23 protein-coding genes are annotated in these 21,811 nt (G+C 74.1%); 13 read left to right on the top strand and 10 right to left on the bottom strand.

The window, feature by feature from the left end:
• Nucleotides 1-31: 31 nt before the first annotated feature.
• On the top strand, nucleotides 32-526 hold the full coding sequence (locus ADL22_RS35390) for a hypothetical protein (RefSeq protein ID WP_159048678.1): 495 nt from the start codon (nucleotides 32-34) through the stop codon (nucleotides 524-526).
• 157 nt (nucleotides 527-683) lie between these two features.
• Here ADL22_RS35390 and ADL22_RS16520 read toward each other — a convergent pair whose 3' ends face one another.
• Nucleotides 684-1,025, bottom strand: coding sequence for a CU044_2847 family protein (locus ADL22_RS16520; RefSeq protein WP_066979350.1), 342 nt, complete (start codon nucleotides 1,023-1,025; stop codon nucleotides 684-686).
• Nucleotides 1,026-1,544: 519 nt separating this feature from the next.
• On the opposite strand from ADL22_RS16520, the gene ADL22_RS16515 reads away from it, so the two are divergent.
• The 3 genes from ADL22_RS16515 (at nucleotide 1,545) to ADL22_RS16505 (ending at nucleotide 3,812) form a co-directional block, all read left to right on the top strand.
• Nucleotides 1,545-2,288: a peptidase E gene (locus ADL22_RS16515; RefSeq protein ID WP_107116321.1), complete on the top strand. Its 744-nt coding sequence runs from the start codon at nucleotides 1,545-1,547 to the stop codon at nucleotides 2,286-2,288.
• Nucleotides 2,289-2,615: 327 nt separating this feature from the next.
• Nucleotides 2,616-3,113: a hypothetical protein gene (locus ADL22_RS16510; protein ID WP_066979347.1), complete on the top strand. Its 498-nt coding sequence runs from the start codon at nucleotides 2,616-2,618 to the stop codon at nucleotides 3,111-3,113.
• Nucleotides 3,114-3,230: 117 nt separating this feature from the next.
• The gene (locus tag ADL22_RS16505; RefSeq protein WP_066979628.1) at nucleotides 3,231-3,812 is read left to right on the top strand and encodes a hypothetical protein; all 582 of its coding nucleotides are present in this window, start codon (nucleotides 3,231-3,233) and stop codon (nucleotides 3,810-3,812) included.
• Between the two features lie 79 nt (nucleotides 3,813-3,891).
• Here the strand turns inward: ADL22_RS16505 and ADL22_RS36820 are convergent, their stop codons facing one another.
• Nucleotides 3,892-4,407: an SHOCT domain-containing protein gene (locus ADL22_RS36820; protein WP_066979345.1), complete on the bottom strand. Its 516-nt coding sequence runs from the start codon at nucleotides 4,405-4,407 to the stop codon at nucleotides 3,892-3,894.
• 204 nt (nucleotides 4,408-4,611) lie between these two features.
• On the opposite strand from ADL22_RS36820, the gene ADL22_RS16495 reads away from it, so the two are divergent.
• The gene (locus ADL22_RS16495; RefSeq protein ID WP_234430726.1) at nucleotides 4,612-5,823 is read left to right on the top strand and encodes a hypothetical protein; all 1,212 of its coding nucleotides are present in this window, start codon (nucleotides 4,612-4,614) and stop codon (nucleotides 5,821-5,823) included.
• Nucleotides 5,824-5,832: 9 nt separating this feature from the next.
• Here ADL22_RS16495 and ftsH read toward each other — a convergent pair whose 3' ends face one another.
• Nucleotides 5,833-7,887 (bottom strand): ATP-dependent zinc metalloprotease FtsH, encoded by a 2,055-nt coding sequence (ftsH, locus tag ADL22_RS16490; protein ID WP_234430725.1) that lies wholly within the window; start codon nucleotides 7,885-7,887, stop codon nucleotides 5,833-5,835.
• Between the two features lie 336 nt (nucleotides 7,888-8,223).
• Between ftsH and ADL22_RS16485 the strand changes: the two genes are divergently transcribed.
• From ADL22_RS16485 to ADL22_RS16475, 3 genes are all read left to right on the top strand, one after another.
• Nucleotides 8,224-8,799 carry a hypothetical protein gene (locus tag ADL22_RS16485; RefSeq protein ID WP_234430724.1) on the top strand — a complete coding sequence of 192 codons (576 nt, stop codon included), beginning with the start codon at nucleotides 8,224-8,226 and terminating at the stop codon, nucleotides 8,797-8,799.
• A gap of 277 nt (nucleotides 8,800-9,076) precedes the next feature.
• Complete coding sequence (locus ADL22_RS16480) at nucleotides 9,077-9,553, top strand: DUF7144 family membrane protein (protein ID WP_159048677.1); 477 nt, start codon at nucleotides 9,077-9,079, stop codon at nucleotides 9,551-9,553.
• 135 nt (nucleotides 9,554-9,688) lie between these two features.
• On the top strand, nucleotides 9,689-10,567 hold the full coding sequence (locus tag ADL22_RS16475) for an alpha/beta fold hydrolase (RefSeq protein WP_066979623.1): 879 nt from the start codon (nucleotides 9,689-9,691) through the stop codon (nucleotides 10,565-10,567).
• A gap of 67 nt (nucleotides 10,568-10,634) precedes the next feature.
• Here ADL22_RS16475 and ADL22_RS16470 read toward each other — a convergent pair whose 3' ends face one another.
• Both ADL22_RS16470 and ADL22_RS16465 read right to left on the bottom strand, forming a co-directional pair.
• Entirely contained in the window at nucleotides 10,635-11,390 is a 756-nt protein-coding gene (locus ADL22_RS16470; protein WP_066979321.1) for an SDR family oxidoreductase, read from the bottom strand.
• Nucleotides 11,391-11,581: 191 nt separating this feature from the next.
• Nucleotides 11,582-11,968 carry a MerR family transcriptional regulator gene (locus ADL22_RS16465; protein ID WP_324615568.1) on the bottom strand — a complete coding sequence of 129 codons (387 nt, stop codon included), beginning with the start codon at nucleotides 11,966-11,968 and terminating at the stop codon, nucleotides 11,582-11,584.
• A 96-nt stretch (nucleotides 11,969-12,064) separates the two neighbouring features.
• On the opposite strand from ADL22_RS16465, the gene ADL22_RS16460 reads away from it, so the two are divergent.
• From ADL22_RS16460 to ADL22_RS16450, 3 genes are all read left to right on the top strand, one after another.
• Nucleotides 12,065-12,925 carry an aminotransferase class IV family protein gene (locus ADL22_RS16460; RefSeq protein ID WP_079064176.1) on the top strand — a complete coding sequence of 287 codons (861 nt, stop codon included), beginning with the start codon at nucleotides 12,065-12,067 and terminating at the stop codon, nucleotides 12,923-12,925.
• Nucleotides 12,926-13,005: 80 nt separating this feature from the next.
• Nucleotides 13,006-13,491 (top strand): 2'-5' RNA ligase family protein, encoded by a 486-nt coding sequence (locus ADL22_RS16455; protein ID WP_066979312.1) that lies wholly within the window; start codon nucleotides 13,006-13,008, stop codon nucleotides 13,489-13,491.
• A gap of 49 nt (nucleotides 13,492-13,540) precedes the next feature.
• A complete protein-coding gene (locus ADL22_RS16450; protein ID WP_066979310.1) occupies nucleotides 13,541-14,302 on the top strand; it encodes a maltokinase N-terminal cap-like domain-containing protein in 762 nt (253 codons plus the stop codon).
• Between the two features lie 102 nt (nucleotides 14,303-14,404).
• On the opposite strand, the gene ADL22_RS16445 is transcribed toward ADL22_RS16450, so the two are convergent.
• Nucleotides 14,405-15,925, bottom strand: a complete 1,521-nt coding sequence (locus ADL22_RS16445) for a UbiD family decarboxylase (RefSeq protein ID WP_066979308.1) — start codon at nucleotides 15,923-15,925, stop codon at nucleotides 14,405-14,407.
• 269 nt (nucleotides 15,926-16,194) lie between these two features.
• Here ADL22_RS16445 and ADL22_RS16440 point away from each other — a divergent pair, with 269 nt between their 5' ends.
• A complete protein-coding gene (locus tag ADL22_RS16440; RefSeq protein WP_079064175.1) occupies nucleotides 16,195-16,674 on the top strand; it encodes a MarR family winged helix-turn-helix transcriptional regulator in 480 nt (159 codons plus the stop codon).
• Nucleotides 16,675-16,766: 92 nt separating this feature from the next.
• Here ADL22_RS16440 and ADL22_RS16435 read toward each other — a convergent pair whose 3' ends face one another.
• Nucleotides 16,767-17,744, bottom strand: a complete 978-nt coding sequence (locus ADL22_RS16435; protein WP_234430723.1) for an EamA family transporter — start codon at nucleotides 17,742-17,744, stop codon at nucleotides 16,767-16,769.
• A 122-nt stretch (nucleotides 17,745-17,866) separates the two neighbouring features.
• On the opposite strand from ADL22_RS16435, the gene ADL22_RS16430 reads away from it, so the two are divergent.
• Nucleotides 17,867-18,772 (top strand): LysR family transcriptional regulator, encoded by a 906-nt coding sequence (locus tag ADL22_RS16430; protein ID WP_066979306.1) that lies wholly within the window; start codon nucleotides 17,867-17,869, stop codon nucleotides 18,770-18,772.
• A gap of 112 nt (nucleotides 18,773-18,884) precedes the next feature.
• Here ADL22_RS16430 and ADL22_RS16425 read toward each other — a convergent pair whose 3' ends face one another.
• The 3 genes from ADL22_RS16425 to ADL22_RS16415 form a co-directional block, all read right to left on the bottom strand.
• Complete coding sequence (locus ADL22_RS16425; protein ID WP_066979611.1) at nucleotides 18,885-19,799, bottom strand: SDR family oxidoreductase; 915 nt, start codon at nucleotides 19,797-19,799, stop codon at nucleotides 18,885-18,887.
• Nucleotides 19,800-20,325: 526 nt separating this feature from the next.
• Nucleotides 20,326-20,958 carry an HAD family hydrolase gene (locus tag ADL22_RS16420; RefSeq protein ID WP_066979304.1) on the bottom strand — a complete coding sequence of 211 codons (633 nt, stop codon included), beginning with the start codon at nucleotides 20,956-20,958 and terminating at the stop codon, nucleotides 20,326-20,328.
• A 2-nt stretch (nucleotides 20,959-20,960) separates the two neighbouring features.
• Entirely contained in the window at nucleotides 20,961-21,716 is a 756-nt protein-coding gene (locus ADL22_RS16415; RefSeq protein ID WP_066979609.1) for a DeoR/GlpR family DNA-binding transcription regulator, read from the bottom strand.
• Between the last annotated feature and the right edge of the window lie 95 nt (nucleotides 21,717-21,811).

The following is a 21,811-nucleotide window of genomic DNA, read 5'->3' as shown; positions in this document are numbered from 1 at the left end:
GCGGCGGACCCCGGAAGACGCCCGGACGTGGATGGAGCAGCATCTCCGGGAACTGCGGCAAAGTGATGGCGAATTGATCTCGCAGCACGCCGGGACACCGGAGGGGAAGACCAATATCACGCAGACCGCCGCTGCCGTGTTGAGGTTGCTCGATTACGCGGGGAGCCCGGACGAGCCCGGAATTCCCGGTTGGCGCAAGGTGTGGCGGATGGCCGTGGAATACGGCCGGTCGGCCTTCGCCGAACGGACCGATCTGCGCAGTGCCGACCCGGAATTGGCACGCCGCCGGCAGAGCCCGCTGCGCCGGGTGCCGACGGCCTATGTCCGCCACTGCGCCCGGGAAGCGTACAAGCGCAACCCGCGCGACGTACCGCTGGCGGTGAAGAAGGCCGGCGAGCGGACCGCCGGGGCACTGCTCGGTCTCTCCTTCCTGGGCGGCGGCCTGGCCGCGCGCCTCCGCCGCGCCTCCCGCCCCGGCCACGCCAGTAGCAACACGCCGTCCCGGGGGCGGTCAGCGGGCCCCTGAACGCCGGCAGGCACGGCCACAGCCACACGTGCCGTTTACGGAGAGGCCGGGACAGCAGCCGCCCGGTGCGCCCCGCCTCGACCAGCCCGTTCCGCCGCGTTGGCCGCGTGCGCTGGTGGCCGTACGGCCGCGACCGCCTGCCCGGGGCGGCGGGCGCTCAGGCATCGGGGCCGGGCGACTTCCCCCAGCGCAGGGTCACGGCGAAGTTCACCTCCGTGGTGCCCTTGGCGACGATCACCGTGCCGCTACCGCCCACCTTGAGCCCGAAGGTGATCTGCGTGTCGTCCGGATCCAACTCCCGTACGGTCTGCGCGACCTTGGCCAGCGCCGGACGGACGTGCGCGAGTGCCTCCTCCAGGGTCACTTTGGCGCGGGCGATGTCCCCTTCCTGGCCGGCGAAGTCCTCCCGTTCGGTCTCGGCCGGTTCGGCGTCGGTCTCGAAGACCACCACCTCCCCGTTGCCCTCACCGTCAACCGGAACGGCTACCAGTTCCGCCACGTTGCTCTCCCAGGGATCGTCGCTTCCACTCCACGCGGGGAGCGCGGCCCGCCCGCAGCATCACGGTGGGTTGCGCCCGCCAGGGTAGGCGACGGCCTCCGGCCCCACAGCCGCTTCCCGGCCCTCGTCCGCCGCACCGTCCCCTCGCGCCACCGGACTGCCGCTGAGGCGCCCCACCCCTCAGCCGAACATCCCCGCACAGGGGTCCGGTTCCCCCGTCATCCCGGCGGTCCGGATCGGCGTCGTTCATCAGCCAGCCCAGCTCATTGGCGTTGCACCCGGTGCTCGCAGCGCCTCGACGTCCCCGCGACCCGCCATGGCTCTCGCCCTCCCTTGCCCGCCCGCATCCCTCTGCCGGGATCTGTCCGCTGGAACCCGTCTGCCGGAATTCCTCTCCCTGAATTCATCTGCCTGCCACCGTAACGGCAGCCACTGACAATGCCGCTCCGATGCCCGCGCCCGCGCCGGGAGTTGGGTCGGCCCCGCCGTGATCCGCGCGCCGGATATAGGGTCATGACCATGACGACCCGACCCGAACCCACCATCCTCGCCACGTCCGGAGGGCACCGCGCGGGGGGCCGCACCATGGTGACGTTCAACTCCCTGGTGCACCATGCGGTCGAGCTCTCCGGTGCGCACGGCCGGCGCCCCCGCGTGCTGTACGTCGGCACCGCCATCGGGGATGCCGAGCACTTCACCTCCCGGATGACCGAGGCCGCCAGAGTGGCGGGATTCGATCTGACACCGCTGCATCTGTTCCCCATGCCCAATGTCGAGGACGTGGAGGGCACCGTTCTCGACCAGGACGTGATCTGGGTGATGGGCGGCTCGGTGGCCAATCTGCTGGCCGTGTGGCGGGTCCACGGATTGGACCGCGTCATGCGGCGCGCCTGGGAGGCGGGGGTGGTACTGAGCGGGGTGAGCGCGGGGTCGCTCTGCTGGTTCCAGGGTGGCGCGACCGACTCGTTCGGACCGGAACTGCGTCCCCTCACCGACGCGCTCGGCTTCCTCCCGTACGGCAACGGCGTGCACTACGACGTCGATCCGGGCCGGCGGCCGCTGATCCACCGGATGGTCGCGGAGGGCGCCGTACCGTCCGCGCACTGCACGGACGACGGGGTGGGCCTGGTCTACCGCGGCACCGAGCTGGTCGAGGCGGTGACCGAAGTCCCGGGCAAGGGCGCCTACTTGGTCACCCGGGACAGCGACGGCACGGTGGTGGAGGAACGCATCGAGCCGCGCCGGCTGCCCGCGGTTCCGTAACGCGCTCCGCAACGCGCGTCGTCGTATCGCCCCGGGCACTCACACTCCAAGTGGCCGGCAGTCACGCGGCGTGTCGTAACGAAGGCGGCCAGGTAGTCCCGTGACGCGGAACGAAGTGATCACGTGAGGAAGACGTGACGGGGTGAAGAAGAAGTGACGGAGTGAGGACCGCGTGGGGGCGGTTGGGTGCGTAATGGGGTCGTCATGAGGGTGTGGTGAGTGCGCCGCGGTCGGGGTTCCCGGCCGCACCGGCCGTACGCACGCGGGGGCGCCTGCCCGGGGTAGGTATCCGGGAAGGTGGAGGTAAGCGAGGGGAGTTGACCGGCGGTGATCGCCGTCGTTGGGCACAGTGATCTCACCGCGCCGACGCTGAAGCTGCTCCAGGACGACGTGCGGGAAACGCTCCGGCGGATCGCACCACCGGGCGCGACCGTCGTGGTCCGCGCCGGCCGGGGGCTGCCGCTGGCGGTCGGGCGGGCGGCCCGGAGGAGCGGCGTGCCGATGGTGGCGGTGCTGCCGGCCCAGGAGTCCGAGCCCGCGCTGCTCCCGGAGGCCGACCGCGCGGCCGCCGGGGAACTGCTGTATCTCTCCGCGCACGTCCGGCTCATGGCGTACGACCCGGCCGACCCGGTGGAGTGCGTCGCGGCCGATGAGCGCCTGATCGCCTCCTGCGCCACCCTCCTCGCGGTCTGGGACGGCTCCCCCGATGGCGAACGGGACGCCATGGCACACCTGGTGCGGTACGCCCGCCTCCAGGGCGTCACGACGGAAGTGCTGTGGTCGCCGGAGTACGCCCGGGAGGGCACGCCCACCCGGTCACCGTGACCGGGGCCCGTAGCGGGTAGCGGTGCCGGCGCTGCCCGGCCTCGTACCCCGGGTGTGCCGGGCCGGTGCCGGGGCTCCGCCGTGCGGACGGGCGTGGGCGCGGCCATCCTGGGGTGCATGGCGGGTCGCACCGGCGCCGACGGCCGTGCGGACGGCCCGGAACGGGGCCGCGACGGGACGGACGGCCAGGGTCGCAACGGCGCGGGCGGTCATGGCCGGGAGCGGGCCCGGCGCAGGCGGTCCGATTACGGGGGCGCGGTCTACGGGTCCTTGCAAGCGGCGTCCGTGGTGGCCGGGACCGCCGCCTTCGGTCCGTTCCCCCGGCTCGGGCTGATCGTGCTGCTGCTCGTCACCGGGCTGGTGTTCTGGGCCGCGCACATCTACGCCCGCCTGGTCGGCGGCCTGGCGTCGTACCGGGAGCTGTCGTGGGCCACGGTCCGGCGGGTGGCGGGCCATGAGTGGCCGATCGCGCAGGCATCGCTGGGCCCGGCCGCCGCCGTGGCGATCAGCCCCCTGCTGCGGCTGGATCTGGCCGGCACCGCGTGGTTCGCGCTGTCCGTCGCCGTCGCCGAGCAGATCGGCTGGGGGACCACGGCCGCCGTCCGGGCCGGGGCGTCCCGGCGGCTGGTGCTGGTGTCGGCCGCGGTCAACCTGGTGCTCGGGCTGGCCATCGTGGTGGCCAAGGCGGAGTTGCATTGAGGATGCGGTGAACTGGGGCGGGGGGTGGGTCGTCCGGGCACGCGGGGTGGTGGGGCGCGCCTGGATGGCTCCGGAAGGCTCAAGCCGGGGGCGGTGAGCCGCCCTGCGTACCGCCCGGATCGCCCGGGTCGCCCGCCGCGCCCGTTCCACCGGGTCCGCCCCAGCGATCCTGCCTACCGGGGCCACCGGGCCCGCCTGGGCCGCTCGGCGCGGCTGCCTGCCCCGGTCCGGCCTCCCCACCCGGCGCCCCCGGTCCCGCCGCCGCCCCGCCGTGACCGGCCCCGCCATGCGACGACGTACGGAGGACGGACAGGCGCCGGTGGTACTCCTCGTCCTCGATCTCGCCGCGGGCGTAGCGCTCGGCGAGGATCTGCTCGGGGCCGGGCGGTCCGGCCGCCGGGGTGCCGGGCTGGGTCCCGGGGTGCCATCCCGGGAAGCGGCGGGCCTGTTCGTCGCCAACGGGCGGCCCCGGACGCGCCAGGGCGCGGAACACCAGAATGCCGACCGTGATCACCAATGCCCAGAACAGCACCATGCCGATCATGGCGGCGAGCCACCCCCAGCCCCCGCCGCCGTGGCCGTACCAGAACATCATCGGGCGTCACCTTCCCAGCTCGGGGCGGGCGCGGGCCCTGCCGTGGGCCGCCGTCCGGCCTTGCCGAGGGCCACCGTCGGACCCCGCCGAAGACCGGCTCGGGCGGGGCGGTCGAGGGCCACTTTCGCGCAACCGCCCTCCCCTCGATTCTCACTCGCCGCGGGCCGGACAGGCGCATGCTGGAGGGGAGGGGCGGCGGCCCCCGTGCGCGGGACCGGTGGGACCGTGCCCGGCGGGCCGCTACGCCCGCGGGCCGTCCTGGTGGTGGCGATGCGACTGTCCTTCCTGGAACCGCTCTACAAACAGCCGGGCCCGTTCGCGTCCGTCTACGTGGACACCTCGCGGGCCGGCGCCCAGGGCGACCCGGACGCGGCCCTGGCGCTGCGCTGGCGGCGGCTGCGCAACGTCCTACTGGCCGAGGGCGCCGACGAGAACTCGATCGCGGCGGTGGCCGGCACGGTGGGCAGCGACGCCGACGTGCCGGGGCTGCACGGCCAGGCGCTGTTCACCGCCCACGGCGCACTCGTGCTCCAGGGGGAACTGCCGGATCCGCCCGTCCGGGACTCCGCGCACTTCGGCGCGCTGCCGGACACCATGCCGCTGATCGCCCAGCACGCGCCCGAGATCCCGTACGTGGCCGTCTACGTCCACTACTCGGGGCGCCACACGACGGACGCCGGCGGCACGGTCCGGGTGGAGTCCGAGGCGGGCAGGTGGCCGCTGACGAAGGTGGCGCCCGGCGAACGGTGCGACGAGCGGGTCCCGGTCGCCGACTGGCCGCGCGCCGCCGAGCGGTTCGGGCGGCGGCTCGCGGCGCAGGCCGACCGGATCGGTGCGGACGCCCTGGTGCTGGCCGGTGACACCTGGGCCCGGGGCATCCTCGCCCGCCGGCTCCCGGCGCGGCTGCGCGGGCGGCTGACCGCCGTGGGGCCGGGCGGAGCGCCGCGGCCGGGCCGGGCGCTGCTGGAACACCGGCTGGACGGCCTGTTCAACGGCCGGCTGGCGGCCCACGACGAGGCCCTGCTGGACGCCTTCCTGGCCCAGCGGGCCCAGCGCGGGGCGGCCGCCGAGGGGCTGCCGGCCACCATCGCGGCGCTCCAGCGGGGCCAGGCCGCCGCGCTCTTCGTCAACGAACGCCGCGAGCCGCCCGCCGCCCTGTGGGTGGGCCCGGAGCCGGCCCAACTGGCGCTGACCGAGGGCGAGCTACGGTCGTACGGGGTCGGGCCGGTGCGCCGGGAACGCGCGGACGCCGCCCTGGCCCGGGCGCTGGTGGGGACGGGCGCGGAGCTGGTCCTCGTACCGGAACGGCGGCTCCGGCTGCGGGACGGGGCGGGCGCGTTGCTGCGGTACGCGGACCCGCCGGGGGCCGGACGCCCCGCACAGCCCGCACCCGGCGGCGGCCGTCAGCGCCTCTGAGGGGCGGCCTCAAGCGCCTTGACGCCCGGCACGATCGGGAGGCCGGCCGGGAGGGCCGCCGGGATCCTCGCCGGGAGGCACCTCGGGAGGAGCCCCACCGGAATGGCCACCGGAATCGCCACCAGCCAGCCCCGGGCCCGGCTCCGGCCCCCGCCCCCGCAGGACGTCGAGGACCGCCGAGCCGTCGACGGTCTCGCGGGTGGTGAGCAGATCGGCGAGGTGGTCGAGGGCGGGGCGGTGGTCGCGGAGGAGGTCGGTGGCGCGTTGTTCGGCCTGGCGGACCAGGCGGGTGATCTCCTCGTCGATGAGGCGCTGGGTCTGCTCGGAGTACGGGCGGTGCAGGGTGTCGCCGGAGGGTTCGTCGCCGAAGCGCTGCGTGAGGCCGGTGGTGGCGTAGCCGACCGGGCCGAGGCTCGGCGAGAGGCCGAACTCGCGGACCATCCGGCCGGCGATCTGGGTGGCGCCGGCCAGGTCGTCGGCGGCGCCGGTGGAGCCCTCTCCGAAGACGACGAGTTCGGCGGCCCGGCCGCCCAGCCGGACGGTCAGCAGATCGGTCAGATAGCCCTCGCTGTAGAGGCGCCGCTCGGCCTCCGGGAGCTGTTCGGTGGCGCCGAGCGCCGGTCCCGAGGGCAGGATGGTCACCTTGGCGACCGGGTCGGCGTGCGGGCACAGCGCGGCGACCAGGGCATGTCCGGACTCGTGGACGGCGACCGCGTGCCGCTCCTCGGGGAGCAGGGCGTTGGAGGTCTCCCGCCGGCCGAGCAGGACCCGGTCCCGGGCGCTGTCGAGGTCCCGGGCGGAGAGGACCGAGCCGCCCGCGCGGACGGCGTGGATGGCGGCCTCGTTGACGAGGTTGGCCAGGTCGGCGCCGGAGAAGCCGGGGGTGGCGCGGGCGACCACGTCCCAGTCGACGTCGGTGGCGAGCTTCTTGCTGCGGGCGTGGACGGCGAGGATGGCCGCCCGTTCGGCCTGGTTGGGCAGCGGGACGGTGACGTGCCGGTCGAAGCGGCCGGGCCGCAGCAGGGCCGGGTCGAGGGCCTCGGGGCGGTTGGTGGCGGCGAGGACGACGATGCCGCTGCTCTGGTCGAAGCCGTCCATCTCGGCCAGCAGCTGGTTGAGGGTCTGCTCGCGTTCGTCGTTGCCGCCCAGGTGGACGCCGCTGCGGCGGCTGCCGACGGCGTCGATCTCGTCGATGAAGATGATCGAGGGGGCGCGTTTGCGGGCCTCGTCGAAGAGGTCGCGGACGCGGGAGGCGCCGACGCCGACGAACATCTCGACGAACGCCGAGCCGGTCACCGACAGGAACGGCACCGCCGCCTCGCCGGCCACGGCCCGGGCGATCAGGGTCTTGCCGGTGCCCGGCGGCCCGACCATGAGCACCCCGCGCGGGCCGGTCGCGCCGACCACCGCGTACCGCTCGGGGTTGCGCAGGAAGTCGACGATCTCGCTGATCTCCTGCTTGACGCCCTCGTAGCCGGCGACGTCGCCGAAGCGGGTGGTGGGGCGTTCGGCCTCGATGATGCGGGCCTTGGAGCGGCCGATTCCACCGAGGCCGCCGAGCCCGCCGGAGAGGGTGCGGGCCGCCTGGCGCCCGGTCCACAGGAACAGCGCGCCGAGCAGCACCAGCGGCAGGAGGAGCGCGGCCAGCGGGCCGACCCAGCCGGTGCCGCCGCCGCTGCCGGAGGCGGTGATGTCGACGTGCTGGGCGCGGAGCTGCTGCGCCAGGCCGGTGTTGCCGAGCGCGGTGGGGATCCGGGTGGTGAACTTCCGGCCGTCCTTCAGCGTGCCGTCGACCCCGCCCTTGTCGTCGATGTCGACGGTCTTGACCTGGCCGGCGTTGACCTTCCCGAGGAAGGCGCTGTACGTGAGGGCGGTGCCCGAGGAGCCGTGGGTCCGGCTGAGCAGCAGGACGAAGACCGCGAGCAGGATGATCGGCAGCAGCCACGGCCGCCTGGCCGGCGGGCGCGGTTCGGCCGGTGCCTTGGGCGGCTCGCGGGGCGGCCCGGGCTTGGCCGAGCGCGTGGCGTGGCGCCCCGGCGCACGGCGGCGGTCTCCGGTGATCACGATGGCTCCTGAAGGTTCTCCTTCCACCATCCGCGCTCGGGGCGGGTTCCGCAGGGCGGTGGGGGCGCGGGCGGTGTTCGGCGGGCAGGAGCCGATGCTTGCGGGTTCGGGGCCGGTGTTCGTTGGGGGGTGGGGCGATGTTTCACGTGAAACACCGCCGGCTCACCGCCGCCTCGTTGTGAAACACCGCCGCCTGGTTGGGACACACTGCCGCCTCGTTTCACGTGAAACACGGCCGTCCTGGGGTCCCGGCGCTCGAAGTCGCATGGCCTTGGCGTGGGAGCGGACGGCGAGGTGTGCGACGCTCGAAGTGCAGGCGAAGGGGGTGCGTGCGTGATGCCTTTCGGGAAGCTCCGTCCGCCCTGGCGGCGCGGTCCGCTGCGGCGGGGGACGGATGTGGCCCAGTCGTGGATGGCCCTGGTCGCGGGGGTGTTGATCGCCGTGTCGGCCCCGGCCGCGGGCGTACTGACCGCGGACGCGGTGGACGCGGCGGCGCACCGCCAGAGCGCCGGCTGGCACTCCGTGTCGGCCGTGGTGGCGAAGGAACCCGCGGCCCGGATCGGCGTCGACAGCGGGAACGGCGCGGGCGGCCGGGTGCAGGCCGTGGTCCGCTGGACCGCCGCCGACCACTCCGTACGGTCCGGCGAGACGACGGTGCCGACGGGGGTGCACGTCGGGGACCGGACGACCGTCTGGCTGGACCGCGGCGGGGCGCTGGTACGGGACCCCGGCAATCCCGCGGACTCGCTGGCCGAGAGCGTGGTGGCCGGCAGCGTGGCCGCGACCGGCACCGGGCTGCTGGTGTTCGGCGCGCACCGGGCCGGCGTCCGGCTGCTGAACCGGCGGCGCTACGCCCAGTGGGAGAAGGAATGGGCCGAGGCCGACGACCGCTGGCGGCACCACCAGCAGTGAACGGAAGCGGTGGCGGCCCGGAACCGTCCCTGCCAGGCTGAAATGAGGGCCGGCGGTCCGTGCGGCGCGGCGCGCGGAGCCTGCGCCCGGCGCCGCCCAGGTGGCGGCCGGACGGCCCGGCCGGCGCCCGGCGCTGCGTGCCCGTTGGCACGGCCGCTCGCGCGGCTGCTGCTGCCCGGCCCCGCTCGGCTTGCCCCGCTCGGCCGACCACGCGCCGGCCGCGGCGCAACCCTCGACCGCACATCCCTCAACCGCGTCCCCGACCAGGGAGGTTCCCATGACTTCAGCGACCGGGCATCCGTCCGGCACACCCCACCCGGGCTACGGGAGAGCGGCCGCACCGACCGCGGGGCACCAGCGCCACGGTCTGGTGATGTTCGCCGGGGTGATGCTGGCCCTGCTGGCGCTCTTCAACGGCCTCGACGGCATCGCGGCGATCGCCAACTCCCATGTCTTCGTGGGCAACGTCCAACTCGTGCTGGGCGATCTGCGGTCCTTCGGCTGGCTGATGCTCGCCCTGGCCGTCCTCCAGGCCGCGGCGGCGGTCGGCGTGCTGTCGAGGGGTTCGGAAGCGGCCCGCTGGTTCGGGGTCGTGGTGCTGGGTCTGAACGCCTTCGCCCAGATGTTCTTCATCCCCGCGTACCCGGTGTGGTCCGTGCTGATCATCGCGCTGGACGTCCTGGCCCTCTACGGACTGAGCGTGTACGGAGGGCGCGCCCCCGGTACGCCGGAAGGCCGGCCCCCGGAAGCCTGACGGCGAACGGGCCGCCGAGGCGCGGGCCAGGCGGCCCGGACCCCCAGCACCGGGCGGCACCGGCCCCCGGCCACCGGCCCGCGTCGAGCGGAAATTGCCGTGCGGCCGCCCCGCCCGGTCCGCATCATGACGATCATGAACAGTTGTGTCACCGCCCCCGCCCGCCTCGGTGAAACGCCCTTGCCCGACGGGCGGTTGCTCGCCTGGGCCGAGTGGGGGCCGGAGGACGGCATCCCGGTCCTGCTGTGTCCCGGTGCGGCGACGAGCCGGTGGCTGGGGTGCGGCCCGGACGCGGTCGCGGCGCTCGGCGTACGGCTGGTGTCCGTGGACCGGCCGGGCCTCGGAGCCTCCTCGCCACTGCCCGGGCGCACGTTCGCGGACTTCGCCGCCGATATCGGCCGGCTGGCGGCGGCGCGCGGCCTGGGCCGCCCGCCGGTGATCGGCAACTCGCAGGGTGCGCCGTTCGCGTTGGCCTGTGCGGCGGCGGGCGCGGTCGGCGCGGTGGCGGTGGTCTCGGGTGCCGACGAGATCGCCGCACCGGAGTTCGCCGGCGCCCTCCCGGCCGAGGTACGGGGACTGGTCGAGCGAACGGCCGCCGACCCGGGCGGCGCCGAGGAGTTCTTCGCGGGTTTCACGGCGGACGCGATGGCGCGGCTGGTGCACGGGAACAGCCCGGACTGCGACCTCGCCGTCTACCGCGAGCCGCCCTTCGCGGCCGCCTACCGCCGCGCGCTGGACGAGGGCTTCGCCCAGGGGGCGGCGGCCGGATACGCCCGCGACACCGTACTGGCCATGAGCCGCTGGCCGTTCGCCCTCGACCGGATCGCCGTCCCGGTGGACCTCTGGTACGGCGCGCATGACACCAGCCACTCCCCCGACCACGGCGCCTTCCTCACCACCCGCATCCCCGGCGCCCGCCGCCATCTGATCCCGGAAGCCGGCGGCGCCCTGCTCTGGACGCACACCGAGCCGATCCTCACGACCCTGCTGCACCGGGCCGCGGGGACGGCCTGACCAGGCACGCGCGCGGGCCGCCCGGGTCAACCAGCCCCAGGCGGCCCGCACCGGCCCGCACCGGCCCTCACCGCGTCGTATAGCCACCGTTGGCGAAGACCGTCTGCCCGTTGAGCCACCACCCATCCGTGAGGAGGAAGAGCACACACGGGGCGATGTCCTCGATCTTCGTCAACTCCCCGTTCATCGAAGAGGACTTGTGGTATGCGACGGAGTCGTCGGTCTCGGCCGGGTAGAAGAACGAGGTGTCCATCGGGCCGGGAGCGATGGTGTTGACGTTGATGTTGCGGCCGAAGAGTTCCTTGGAGAGCGCGCGGGTGAAGTGCTCGACGGGGGCCTTGCTGCCGGCGTAGACCGAGTACAGGCCGGTGTAGGCGGCCAGCAGCGAGGTGACGACGGTGATGATCGAACCGTCCCGGTCGATGCGTTTGGCGGCCTCGCGCATCATGAAGTAGGCGGCCTTGGAGTTCACCGCGAACATCCGGTCGTACTCGTCCTCGGAGGTCTCGGTCACCGGCTTCTTGATGACCATGCCCGCGGTGTTCACACTCGCGTCCACCCGCCCGAACGCGTCCGTGGCCGCGTCGAAGAGCCCCTCGACGCCGGACACCCGCGTCAGATCGGCCTGGTGGGTCACCGCGTCGCCGCCGGCCTGCTTGACCGCCGCGGCCGTCTCCTCGGCGTCGGCGCGCGAGGAGTCGCTGTTGTAGTGGACGACGACCTTCGCGCCGTGTTCGCCAAGTTGCCGGCTGATCAGGCCACCGAGATTCCTGGAGGCGCCGCCGACCACGACGACCTTGTCCTTGAGCGTACGAGCGGGCATGGCGGAACTCCTCATCAGCGGCGGTATCGGTCCCCGCGCGGGCCCGGCGGCGTACGCCCGCGCCCGCCCGCCCAGGCCCTGCCCCCGCGTGCCACGCGCGGCCACCCCGACGCTAAGCAGCCGCCCCCGTGATCGCATCCGCAGCCGCCGGCCGCTCACCCACCCGGGTCACCGCCGGCCGGCCGGACCCGTCACGCCCCTCCCTCATGCCGTTCACCGCCTCTGACCGGAACGGTGGTGGCCAGCAGCCCGGTGAGCGCGGACCGGGCGTCCTGGAGGGTGGAGATCTTGGCCTCCAGATCGCGGAGTTGTTCCCGGAGGGTGCCCGCCGCGCAGTGCTCCAGCTCCGGGCCCGGCCCGGCGACGCACGGCAGCAGCTCGCGGATGACGCGGGTGGGCAGCCCGGCGGCGAGCAGCGCCCGGATGTGCCCCACCACGGCGGGGGCGTCGTCGGCGTACCGCCGGTGGCCGCCGTCGCCGCGCCGGTACGCGGTGAGGAGCCCCTGCTCCTCGTAGTAACGCAGCAGGCGGGGGCTGACGCCGGTCGCGCGCGCCAGCTCCCCGATCTTCATCGTCATGTGATCCCCGTCACCGGCACTTGAATCTCACATCCATGTCAGATCCTACGGTGCGGGGTGAGCACAACGACCGGACGATCCTGGAGCCCGCACCCCATGCCAACCGACACACCGACCGACACACCCCATGACGCACCGAAGCCCCCAACTGCCCCTCCCCTCTTCGCAGTTCAACGGAACGGACGGGCGGCGACCGCCGCGGAGCTGGCGCCCCTCGCGTTCGCCGGCTACGCCCACTTCACCGCGGCGCAGGTACGCGGCGGACGGCTGCGGGGCCTGGACCTCCATCTGGCGCGGCTGCGGCACGCGTCGGTGGAACTGTTCGGCCGGGCGCTGCCGGACGACCAGGTGCGGACGTGGCTGCGAGCCGCACTGGCGGCCGGTCCAGCGGACCTCTCACTGACCGCCACGGCCTACCCCCCGGCAGGCGAGTTCACCCGGACCGGGGACCGTGCCGAACCCGACCTGCTGGTGCGCACCGGCCCGCCGGCCACCGGCCCGGACGGCCCCCTGGCGCTGGCGGCGGTCGCCCACGAGCGCGTCCTGCCGGAGCTCAAGCACGTCGGCGAGGTGGCCAAGACGTACTACCTCCGCCAGGCCGCGGCCCGGGGCTTCGACGACGCGGTGTTCGTCGACCGGCGCGGACGGCTCAGCGAGGGCACGATCTGGAACCTGGCCTTCTGGGACGGCACGGCCGTGGTGTGGCCCGATGCCGGAATGCTGATCGGTACCACGATGGGCGTCGTCCGCCGCCAACTGGACCGGCTCGGCATCCCCCAGCGCGTCCAGGAACTCACCGTCGCCGACCTCCCGGACCTGTCCGGCGCAGTCGTCATGAACTCCTGGACGCCGGCCGTCCCGGTCAGCCGCATCGACTCCGTACCCCTCCCCCAGGCACCCGCCTTCGTGGAACTGCTGCACCGCGCCTACCGATCCGAACCGGCCATCGCCCCGTGAACGACCGCGGCGGCCCGCCCCGCGCACAGGTGCTGCCACCGGCCTCCGCACCGGCCCGGCAGGTGGCAGCATGCCGTGCCATGGCAGACGACGACAGCACAGGTGGCTTCCAGGCCGGCCAAACGGGGCTCATCGTCCGGGTCCCGGAGGCGGAGTCGGTGGTCGGCACATGGCGTGAGCGGTTCGATCCGTCAGCGCGAGCGGGGGTCCCCGCGCATGTCACGGTGGTTTTCCCGTTCCTGGACGGGAGTCGAGTGGACGCGCGGGTCTGCTCGGCTCTCGCTGAGCTGATCGGCAGGCACAACGCCTTCGCGTTGCGGTTTGAGCGGTGCGGGCGGTTTCCGGGGGTGCTGTTTCTGGTGCCTGAGCCGGACGCGCACCTGCGGCGGCTCACCGAGGCGATCGCCGAGCGATGGCCCGAGGCTCCTCCCTACGGCGGCCAGTTCACCGAGGTCGTGCCCCATCTGACCGTTGCCGATGGTCCGGATGACGCCGTTCTGGACGAGGTTGAGACCGGCCTGCGCAGCCGACTTCCCATCGCGGCCCGGGTGGTCGGGGAGGGCTGACACACCACCACGCGCGCGTCAGGCACCGGCTGACGTAACGTTCGCTGGTATGGCAGTCATTCACGAGACCACTCTCACGCCCACCAAGTTGGAACTGCTGGCCGACTGGCTTCCCGGTCAGCCGTGGTACACCGGCACCCAGGCATCACCGCGGCTCGACAAGGCCGGTGGCTTCCGGATCGATGATCCGGAGGGCGAGGTGGGCATCGAGTTCATGGTGGCCACCGACCGGTCCGGGGCCGCCGAGGTGGCCTACCTCGTACCGCTCAGCTACCGCGGGGCGCCCCTGGACGGGGCCGAACAGGGCCTCATCGGCACCACCGAGCACGGGGTGCTGGGGCGCCGCTGGGTGTACGACGGTGCCCACGACCCGGTGCTCGTGGGCCAGTTGCTCGCGCTGCTCCAGGGCCGTGCCGAGGCCCAGGCACAGAACGCTTCCGATACCCGTGACGAGTCGGTCATCGCCCATCCCGGTGCCACGGCCGGCGGGCTCGGCGTCCTGTCGTCGGCCGTCCGGCCGCCGCGGGTGGTAAGTGGGCCGCACGGCACGGAGATCCATGTGGAGACCGGCGTGGCGGAGGACGCGGCGGGCCAGTCGGCGGGCGGGCGGCCCGCGCGTACGGTGGCCGTGACGCTGCACCTCGCCCGGGTGCTGGCGCCGGTGACGGCCGGGGACGGTGCGTCCTCCGAGCCGGTTGGGGACCGGGAGTGCCTGGCGACGCTGACCGCCGGCTGGCAGGCGGCCGATGGGGCGGAGTGCCGCGGACGGTTCGTCACCCTGCTCGGCCCCGGCCACACGTCGGACGGCTGAGCCAACGTCACGGGCCCGCGGGCCCGCCGGCCGCGGTCGCCGCGCCGCTCGACCGCGGGGTGATCGCGGTCGGTCCGCGGGGCGCGGCGGCGGGCGAGGTCGTCAAGCCGGTGCTCCGCCTCCCCTGACCGGTGCGGGAAAGCCGTAGTCGGCCCAGTTGTCCAGCACTCTCTGCCGGATCGCGGGCGGGTAGGAGTGGTGGAAGTCGGTGGGGATGCCGCGGGTGCGGCCCTCGAAGTTCTCCGGCAGCAGGCAGCTGATGACGGCCTTGCCGCCGCGGCCGGAGCGCACCTCCTCCGGGGTGAGGTAGGGGACCAGCGGGATGCCGGGCGCGTCGGGGTAGGGGTACTCGCCGGTGCCGGGGTGGTAGCGGGTGGCCAGCGCCCACACCACCTGGTCGGTGTCGGTGATGTCGATGTCGTCGGCCACGAGGAGCACCTTGGGCACCAGCCATCCGGCGTGCGAGGTGAACAGGCTCGCGGCCACGGCGTCCGCCAGCCCCCGTTCGTCCAGGCCGGTCGCGGCCAGCCGCCGGATGTCGACGGAGACCACGAGCCAGCAGGTGGCGGCCTCGTACGAGCACCAGGCGAGATCGACCGGGAGGCCGTCGGCGCGGAGCTGGTCCAGGGCCGCGGCGGAGATCATGGTGCCCCAGATGGTGTGGTTCTCCTCGGTGGGGCGGCCGGCCACGCACATCGGCAGGATCGGGTCGGTGCGGTGGGTGATCGCCTCGACGTGGAAGACGGGCTGGGGTTTGGGGTCGGCGGCGGTATAGCCGTGGTATTCGCCCATCGGCCCTTCGGGCGCGGTCTCGTCGGGGCTGATCCAGCCCTCCAGGACGATCTCGGAGTTGGCCGGGACGTAGAGGTCGTTGGTCTCGGTGCGGACGACCTCGACGGGGCTGCCGGCCAGCGCGCCGACGTAGCCGTCCTCGCTGACCTCGGCGGGCAGCGGCATACCGGCGGCGGCCAGCGCCGCGGGCGGGGCGCCGAGCACCATCGCCCACGGGGTGGCTTCGCCCCGTTCCCGCCACATCTGGTGGATCATCCCCAGGTGCTGCTGCGGCATGGCCGGGCCGACGAGCGTACGGGGCCCGTGCAGCATGCTGCGGCTGACCGACCAGCTCGTCCACCGCCCGTCGGGCGTACGCACCACGTGGAAGCCGTACGTGCCGACGTACCGGCCGCCGTCCTGCTCGTGCAGCAGCGGCACCGGGAACCGCTCCAGGTCCACCGCGTCGCCGCGCAGCACGTGCTCCTTGCAGGGCCCGGAGTCCACCACGCGCGGCGCGACGGGCTCGGCGTGCATGGCGGCGATCAGCTTCTCCAGCAGGTGGCGCGGGGTGGTGCCGGGCGCGAGGCCGAAGTGGGCGGCGAGCCGGCCGTACGTCTGCCCGGGGACGCCGCTCAGGCCGGCGGGCGCGCCCAGCAGCCGGAAGCCGGGGGCCGCGCCGAGGAGGTTGGCGAACAGCGGGGCGGGGCTCCGGGTTTCGTAGACGCGCCGGGTGACGGCGGCGGCTTCGAGCAGCGGGTCGACGGGGCGGCGGATGTCGATCGCGTCGCCCGCGGTGAGCAGGCCGTCGACGAAGTCCCGGAAGTTCAGCGCACTGCCGTGTTGGGTCATGTGGTCTGTCCTGTCCCTTCTGCGGCCGGTCAGCGGGGCGTCCTCCGGCCGGCCCGGAGGAGGGCTTCTCCAGCCGACCCGGAGCAGGGGCTTCTCCGGCCCGCCTGCCGGCATTTATGACGTACACGTCTTACCTCGCTCCCACGGTAAAGTACGTGTACGTCCTGTTCAATGGGGCGGGTAGGGGACGGGGGCCGCGCGGTGGGGGGCGTGACGGCGGAGGGTGAGTGGCCGGGGAGGGGACGGGCCGGATGGACGGAGGCGGAGCGATGACACCGAAGCAGCGGGACGCGGCCGAGGTGGCCGCCGCGATCAGCGGGGTCGGGCCGCTGGCCCGCCGGCTCAGCCAGGTGCACGCCCGGCTGTGGCACGAGCAGGTGGACCGGGACCTCACCGGGCCGCAGTTCACCGTGCTGAGCCTGCTGCACACCCACGGGGACATGGACCAGGGCACCCTGGGCGCCCTCGCCCATCTCGACAAATCGACCGCCGCGCCGCTGCTGGACCGGCTGCGCCGGCGGGGCCTGGTGGAACTCACCAAGGACCCCGCCGACCTGCGCCGCAAGATGATCCGGATCACCGGCGGCGGCCGCGAGGCGGCGGTCCGCCTGGCGCCCGCGATCCTCGCGGTGAACGAGCAGATCCTGGCCGCCTTCTCCCCCGAGGAGCGGGAGCAGTTCCTGACCTTGCTGCGGCGGGCGGTGGAGGGGGTGCCGGGAGAGGACGGACCGGGCGAGGGCCATCGGTGAGGGGCTGGGGCTGGAGTGGCCGGGGACGGGTGAGCCCGGCGGACGGTCCTACGGGTCCTACGGGTCCAGCCCCGGTGGCCGCTCCGCCGGTCTCAGCCGGTCTCGGCCGGGCTGCGCTCCTGAACGGCCACGGCCGCGGTCGGCCCGGCCTGCGCCGCGGCCGGCGCGGATTCCGGCTCCAGCCCCGTATCCGACTCCCCGGTCCGGCCGCCCGTACGCGTGGCCCCCACCCCGGCGGCGACCACGCACACCACCCCGGCCGCGGCGGACAGGCCCGGCACCTGGCCGAGCACCAGCAGGCCGATCAGCAGCGCGATGGCCGGTTCCAGGCTCATCAGGGTGCCGAAGGCCGCGGTCGTCAGCCGCCGCAGGGCGAGGAATTCCAGCGCCAGGGGCAGCACCGGGCTGACCGCGGCCAGCAGCAGCATGGTGGCCGCCGCCTGCCAGCTCACGCGGCCGGCCAGGGACGGGGCGGCGATGAGGGTGCCGAGCAGACCGGCGACCGGCATGGACACGGCGAGGCCGCTCAGCCCGGTGACCCGATCGCCGACGCGCTGGGTCAGCAGGATGTAGAGGGCCCAGCAGCCCGCGGCGGCCAGGGCGCAGAGCAGGCCGATGGCGTCGAGGCCGCCATGCCAGGGCTCGGTCAGCAGCAGTACGCCCAGCGCGGCCGGTACCGTCCACACCTTGCGCCCGGCACCGCGGCCGCACAGCGCCACGGCCAGCGGGCCGAGGAACTCCAGCGCGCTCGCCGTACCCAGCGGCAGATGCGCGACGGCCAGCATGAAGAACAGCATCATCCCGGCGGTCGCCGCGCCCAGTACGGCGCAGGCGAGCAGGTCGCGGCCGGTGAAACCGCGCAGGCGCGGGCGTATGAGGACCAGCATCAGCAGCCCGCCCCAGCCCAGCCGCAGGCCCGCCGTGCCCACCGCGCCGAGCTGGCCGAACAGCGGAACGGCCAGGGCCAGGCCCAGCTGGATCGAGGTCATCGAGGCCACCGCCATGAGGAAGCCGGTCTCGGCGCCGCCGAGGCGCGGTCGGCCGCCGGCGGCGGTACGGGGGCGGGGCACGGTGCACTCCCTGAGATGGGTGGGACGGGTGGGACTCAGGGGGACAGTAGATGCTCTGGACATCGTTCGTGTCCACGTGCCGTTCATGGACATTCCGTTCGGGAATCCTGGACAATAGGCCGATGGAAACCCGCCGACTGCATCTGCTGGTGGAACTGGCCCGGCTGGGCTCGATGCGAGCGGTCGCCGAGGCGACCGGCACGACCACCTCGACCGTCTCCCAGCAGATCGCCGTCCTGGCCCGCGAGATGGGCACCGCCCTGATCGAACCGCACGGCCGCCGGGTCCGCCTCACGCCCGCCGGCCGCCGGCTCGCCGAGCACGCGGTGAGGATCCTGGGCGCCGTGGAAGCCGCCCATCTCGACCTCGCTCCCGGGGCCGAGCCGCGCGGCACGGTACGTATCGCCGGCTTCGACACCGCGATCCGCGCCCATCTGCTGCCCCTGGTCGCCGAACTCGCCACCAGCCACCCCGGCCTGCGTCTCCTCGTCCGGGAACACGAGCCCACCGAGGCCCTGGCGCTGCTGGCCGCGGACGAGACGGACCTGGCCCTGATCTACGACTACAACCTCGCCCCGGCCGCCGTCGAACCGGCCGTGCGGACCACCGGGCTGTGGACCGCCCGGTGGGGCCTGGGCGTCCCGGCCCGCTCCGCCACCGGCCCGGGAACCACCCCCGAGGTCTTCGCCCGCTTCGCCGGCCACGACTGGATCGTCAACTCCCGCAATACCGCGGACGAAACGGTCATCCGCACGCTCGCCTCCATGGCGGGCTTCACTCCGCGCATCACGCACCGGGCCGACACCCTCGACCTCGTCCAAGGAATGATCACCGCGGGCCTCGGCGTATCCCTGCTGCCGGCCGACATCGCCACCGCCCCGGACGTCCGGCTGATCCCCCTCTCCTCCCCCGACGTGGTGCTGCGCGCCCACGCCGTCGCCCGCCACGGCCGCCTCAACTGGCCCCCGCTCGCCCTGATCATCGACCTGCTCACAGCCCGCTCGGCCACGTCCGAGCCGTCTCGGTAGCCGTCCGCCGTCCGGCCCGCCCCGGTAGCCGTCGGCCCGTTACGGGCACCGCGGCACGGCCCCGGGGCGCTCGCCTCGTCCGCCCCGACCGCGGCACCGGCGAGGAGCCGGGTCAGCGATATCCCTCGGGCGCGGCCGGCTTGCCGGCGTCCTGGATCTCGCGGAGGTACCGCCAGGCATCGGGGCGGCTGCCGTCGAGGTCGGTGAACCCGTAGATCCGCGCGAGCTGTCCGCTGGAGAGCGACTGGCCGTTCCAGCGGCGCACCTCGGGATCGCCCGCCAGCGCGGCGACCGCGCGGCCGACGTAGCGCGGGGTCTCGGATATACCGAAGTGCGGTTCGCCCGCCAGCGCGTCGCGCCAGGTCTCCTCGGTCACCCCGAAGTGGTCGAGCATCATCTCCGAACGCATCCAGCCCGGCGTGAGCGCCACCGCCGTGCCGCCGCGGGAGCCGAGTTCGTGGCCCAGGCTGAAGGCCATCCGGAGCACGGCCGTCTTGGCCAGGTCGTAGAAGAAGGAGTTCCGGTACGTCTCGCGGTTGTACTCCGCGGTCCCGTCGGTCATTTCGACCACCAGTCCGCCCGGATTGCGTAGGAGGAGCGGCAGCGCGTGGTGGCTGGTGATGGCATGGGTCTCCACGGCGAGGCGGAGCAGGCGCAGGCCCTTGTCGAGATCGTGCTCCCATACGGGGGTGTCCCAGGCGAAGAGGTGCTCGCCGCCCCAGATGTCGTTGACCAGCAGATCGAGCCGGCCCTCTTCGGCGGCGATCCGGTCCACCAGGGCGCGGACCTGGTCGGGAACGAGGTGGTCGGTGGGTACGGCGATACCGCGCCCGCCCGCCTCGGTCACCAGCTCCGCGGTGTCCTCGATGGTCTCGGGGCGGTCGTACTCCGAGCGCCGTGCGCGCGTGCTGCGGCCGGTGACGTACACGGTGGCCCCGGCGGCGCCGAGCTCGACCGCGATGCCCCGGCCGGCACCGCGCGTCGCTCCGGCGACGAGCGCGACCTTCCCCGTGAGTGCCGCGTCCATCTGCGTCATAGGTACTGTGTCCATCTGCGTCCTTCCGTCTCCGCGGCGGCCTGTGGGCCACCTGCCACGGCCCGGCTGCTGCGGGGTGACGGCTGCGATCCTGCTGCGGAAACCTGCCATCTTCTGACGTGTTTTACGGAGGGGTGCGCGTGGGCCCGGCCACAGTCCCCGCCGCGGAGTGCTATTCGGTGGAGGGCAGCGCTCACCGAGTGGCGCCGACCGTGGCGGTGGCCCTGGGGAACGTCGTGGCGATGGCCGTGGCCGGGCCGCGCGAGCCCCAACGCTCGACGGACGGCGGAGCGGGAGTTGCCGGTCATGGAACGCTCCCTTCACGAGCGAGCGCGCGAGCGGGCGGACGGACGGACAGGCTGGCGGCGAGGCGCGGGCCGGTCCCGGCCGATGCCCGCACTCCGCGGCTCGTTTCCGATCGTGGCACGCCCCACTGACAACGCCCGCCCGCACGATCATTCGCCCGGCCGTCCGCACGGGATCCGTCCGCCCGCCACGCCCCGTAGGGCAGCGGCAGTCAGCCGCCCCAGCCGGCGAGAACGGCCCGCAGCCGCTCCTCGCCGGTGAAGTGATGGCCGCGCATACCGACCGCTTCGGCGGCCCGGACGTTCTCCGGGCGGTCGTCGACGAACAGGACGTTCTCCGGCGGGCCGGGCAGCGCCTCCTGGCACCAGCGGTAGGCGGCCGGTTCGGGCTTGGCGTGCCCGATGCGGCAGGAGAAGGCCCGGACCCGGAAGTGGCCGAGCCAGGCGTGCCGGCCCTCGTAGTGGCGGGCCAGTTCCTCGGGAATGTTGGAGAGCAGGCCGAGCGTCGTCCCCCGGGCCGCCAACTCCCCGACCAGCGCCACCATGGCGCCGTCCACCGCGCTCCAGCTCTCGATGTCGGCGGCGATCAGCTCCGCGATACGGGCGTCGTCCAGGCGTATGCCCATACGGGCGGCCACCTGGCGCCAGTAGGCCGGGCCGTCGCTCTCACCGCGGTCGTAGGGCGGGCGGAGCGCCCAATAGGCGTCCCAGAAGCCGCTTTCCTGACCGCCGACCGCGCGAACGAGGCGCTGCCGGCCGGCGGGCGACTGGTGGCGGGCGAGGACGCCGAAGAGGTCGAAGAGGACGGTGCCGCCGGGCGTCGGGGCGGCTGCGGGCCGGCGCATCGTCACACCGTCCGTACGGCGGCGCCGGCCGCGGTCAGCCGCTCAGTGCGCTCGTCCGGGGCCGCGTCGGTGACGACGGCGTGCAGGGCGGAGGCGGGGGCGACATGGGCCAGGGCCGTGCGGGAGAGCTTGCCCGCCTCGGCGACCGCGATGACGCGGCGGGCGCAGCCGATCGCGGTGCGCTTGACGGCGGCGTCGTCCAGGTCGAAGGCGGTCAGGCCGTCCTCGGCGGTGAGCCCGCAGCAGCCGATGACGGCGGTGTCGAAGCGCAGCGCGGACAGGGACGCCTCGGTCAGCGGCCCGGTCAGCGCGAGCTCCCCGGGGCGGGGCCGGCCGCCCGGTACGAGGAGGGTGAGGTGCGGGCCGCCGGTGAGGGCGTTGACCGCGTGCAGCGACAGCGGCATGACGGTCAGCCGGCGGTGCGCCAGCGCGCGGGCCACTTCCAGACAGGTGGTGCCGCTGTCCAGGACGACGGACTCGCCGTCGGCGATCAGCCCGGCGACCTCGGCGGCGATGCGCCGCTTGGCCTCCAGCCCCTCCTGGGCGCGCAGCGCGAAGGGCGGTTCCGTACCGCGCAGCAGCAGGCTGCGGGCGCCGCCGCGGTAGCGCTCCAGGACGCCCTGGGCGGCCAGCGCCTCCAGGTCGCGGCGGATGGTCATCTCCGAGGCGCCGGTGAGTCCGGCGAGTTCCGCGACACCGATGCGCCCCGCCTCCCGTACCGCCTCGGTGATCCGCCGCAGTCGTTCACTATCAGCCATGCCCGAATTGAACATCCGTAGTGTTCATTACGCAAGCTTTCGAAACCAATCCTTGTTCGTTATGGTCGCCGCATGGAGAGAATGATGCGGGCGGC

The organism is Streptomyces sp. NRRL F-4489 (assembly GCF_001509485.1).
Taxonomy (GTDB): Bacteria; Actinomycetota; Actinomycetes; order Streptomycetales; family Streptomycetaceae; genus Streptomyces.
The sequence above is the reverse complement of the archived record's forward strand: the minus strand, read 5'-3'. Positions and strand labels throughout refer to the sequence as shown.

Bases quoted from the DNA above. Each gene is read 5' to 3' on its own strand.
- ADL22_RS16460 (WP_079064176.1), top strand. From the start codon at position 12,065: ATGCCAACCGACACACCGACCGACACACCCCATGACGCACCGAAGCCC.
- ADL22_RS16470 (WP_066979321.1), bottom strand. From the start codon at position 11,390: ATGCCCGCTCGTACGCTCAAGGACAAGGTCGTCGTGGTCGGCGGCGCC.
- ADL22_RS36820 (WP_066979345.1), bottom strand. From the start codon at position 4,407: ATGATGTTCTGGTACGGCCACGGCGGCGGGGGCTGGGGGTGGCTCGCC.
- ADL22_RS16450 (WP_066979310.1), top strand. From the start codon at position 13,541: ATGGCAGTCATTCACGAGACCACTCTCACGCCCACCAAGTTGGAACTG.
- ADL22_RS16480 (WP_159048677.1), top strand. From the start codon at position 9,077: ATGACTTCAGCGACCGGGCATCCGTCCGGCACACCCCACCCGGGCTAC.
- ADL22_RS16455 (WP_066979312.1), top strand. From the start codon at position 13,006: ATGGCAGACGACGACAGCACAGGTGGCTTCCAGGCCGGCCAAACGGGG.
- ADL22_RS16420 (WP_066979304.1), bottom strand. From the start codon at position 20,958: ATGCGCCGGCCCGCAGCCGCCCCGACGCCCGGCGGCACCGTCCTCTTC.
- ADL22_RS16475 (WP_066979623.1), top strand. From the start codon at position 9,689: ATGAACAGTTGTGTCACCGCCCCCGCCCGCCTCGGTGAAACGCCCTTG.
- ADL22_RS16425 (WP_066979611.1), bottom strand. From the start codon at position 19,799: ATGGACGCGGCACTCACGGGGAAGGTCGCGCTCGTCGCCGGAGCGACG.
- ADL22_RS35390 (WP_159048678.1), top strand. From the start codon at position 32: ATGGAGCAGCATCTCCGGGAACTGCGGCAAAGTGATGGCGAATTGATC.
- ADL22_RS16445 (WP_066979308.1), bottom strand. From the start codon at position 15,925: ATGACCCAACACGGCAGTGCGCTGAACTTCCGGGACTTCGTCGACGGC.
- ADL22_RS16505 (WP_066979628.1), top strand. From the start codon at position 3,231: ATGGCGGGTCGCACCGGCGCCGACGGCCGTGCGGACGGCCCGGAACGG.
- ADL22_RS16440 (WP_079064175.1), top strand. From the start codon at position 16,195: ATGACACCGAAGCAGCGGGACGCGGCCGAGGTGGCCGCCGCGATCAGC.
- ADL22_RS16415 (WP_066979609.1), bottom strand. From the start codon at position 21,716: ATGGCTGATAGTGAACGACTGCGGCGGATCACCGAGGCGGTACGGGAG.
- ADL22_RS16430 (WP_066979306.1), top strand. From the start codon at position 17,867: ATGGAAACCCGCCGACTGCATCTGCTGGTGGAACTGGCCCGGCTGGGC.
- ADL22_RS16515 (WP_107116321.1), top strand. From the start codon at position 1,545: ATGACGACCCGACCCGAACCCACCATCCTCGCCACGTCCGGAGGGCAC.
- ADL22_RS16465 (WP_324615568.1), bottom strand. From the start codon at position 11,968: ATGACGATGAAGATCGGGGAGCTGGCGCGCGCGACCGGCGTCAGCCCC.
- ADL22_RS16485 (WP_234430724.1), top strand. From the start codon at position 8,224: ATGCCTTTCGGGAAGCTCCGTCCGCCCTGGCGGCGCGGTCCGCTGCGG.